A 1,442-nucleotide genomic window follows, 5' to 3' on the forward strand; every position below is an offset into this window, starting at 1 on the left:
TGAACTGACCCCCAGTAGTTGGACAGTTTAGTTAGGTTAGCACGAGGGATTGAGTTCGGTATTGCACCGGGCTCAATCCCTTTAGTTTTTGCTTGATTCGATCATGGTTGTAGTAGTGGATATATTCCTTAAGCTCTGTTTTAAATGACCCGACATCGTCAAACTTCTTTTGATAGAAGAACTCGGTTTTCATAATCCCAAACCAGTTCTCCATGACTGCGTTATCCAAGCAATTACCTTTTCTAGACATGCTTTGAGTAATACCCTGCTGGTGCAGGGCCTGTTGATAAAGCCCCATCTGGTATTACCAGCCCTGGTCTGAGTGCAAGATGGGCTTATCTTTTGGTTTTAGTTGCTTAAAAGCCTTTTGGAGCATTTGTATGACTGAGCTAATCTGTGGCCGATCAGCAATCTCATAGGAGACGATCTCTTGGTTATAAAGGTCTAAGATCGGCGATAAATAGACTCGCTCACCCTTGATATTGAACTCAGTGACATCGGTGACCCACTTCTCATTAGGTTTGCTTGCTCCAAAGTTACGCTCCAATAAATTGGGAGCCGCTTTACCAATATTCCCCTTAAAGGACTGGTATCGCTTCGGCCTCACAAGGGATTTCAGTCCTAGCTGCCCCATGAGCTTTTGTACGGTCTTGTGGTTTAAATATTGCTGTTGATTGCGCAGCTCTAAATGCACCCGCCGATAGCCATAACGGCCCTGGTGGGCATTAAAGATCTGGGTAATACGATCTTTAGCCAACTCATAAGGATCAGGCTCATGATTACTACTGGCTGCTCGCCAGTAGTAGTAAACGCTTTTAGCCATCTTGGCGATGAGTAGTAAGTCTGGTAAACGGTAATACGGCCTTAGCTCAGTAATTACTTGGGCTTGTTCTCTTTTGTTGCTTTGCTCTGAGCTAAGGCTTCTAACTTTTTTAGGTAGGCAGCCTGTGCTTCGGCGTACTCCAAACGTCTTCGCAACTCTACCGGCGTGAGCTCCGAGATAGGCTTTTTGAGTAATGCTTTGATATTAAATTGGGACATAGGCGGTTGTCCTCTCTGTCGATTGGCAAGGGCTGTAATACCGCCTTCATTGTAGAGTTTTTGCCATTGCAAAATCGTAGTCATACTACCAACCCCAAAGTGGGCGGCAGCTGGTCTGGCTGATATCTGATGCTGTGCCATATATTGGAGAACTTGGACTTTGAACTCTGGGGAATGGCGTTGGTAGCTGGGATTAAGACCACTATGGCCATGTGCTTGATAGGCTAAAGCCCATTTACGGACATCAGAGTGACTAATCTCAAATAAGTGACCTACCCGCTTAAGACCGCCAAACTTTAGAAACTCTTTAACCACCTTTAGCTTGAACTGCTTGCTGTACTTGCTCATAAAACAAAACCCCCTTGGTTGGACATAGCGTCCAACTTTTGGGGGTCAGTTCA

At 45.3% G+C, this 1,442-nt stretch carries 1 pseudogene; it reads right to left on the bottom strand.

What is annotated here, in order from left to right:
* Positions 1-31: 31 nt before the first annotated feature.
* Positions 32-1,389, bottom strand: a pseudogene (locus ICN35_RS11210) (IS3 family transposase).
* Between the last annotated feature and the right edge of the window lie 53 nt (positions 1,390-1,442).

The organism is Polynucleobacter sp. es-GGE-1, assembly GCF_018882005.1.
Taxonomy (GTDB): Bacteria; Pseudomonadota; Gammaproteobacteria; order Burkholderiales; family Burkholderiaceae; genus Polynucleobacter.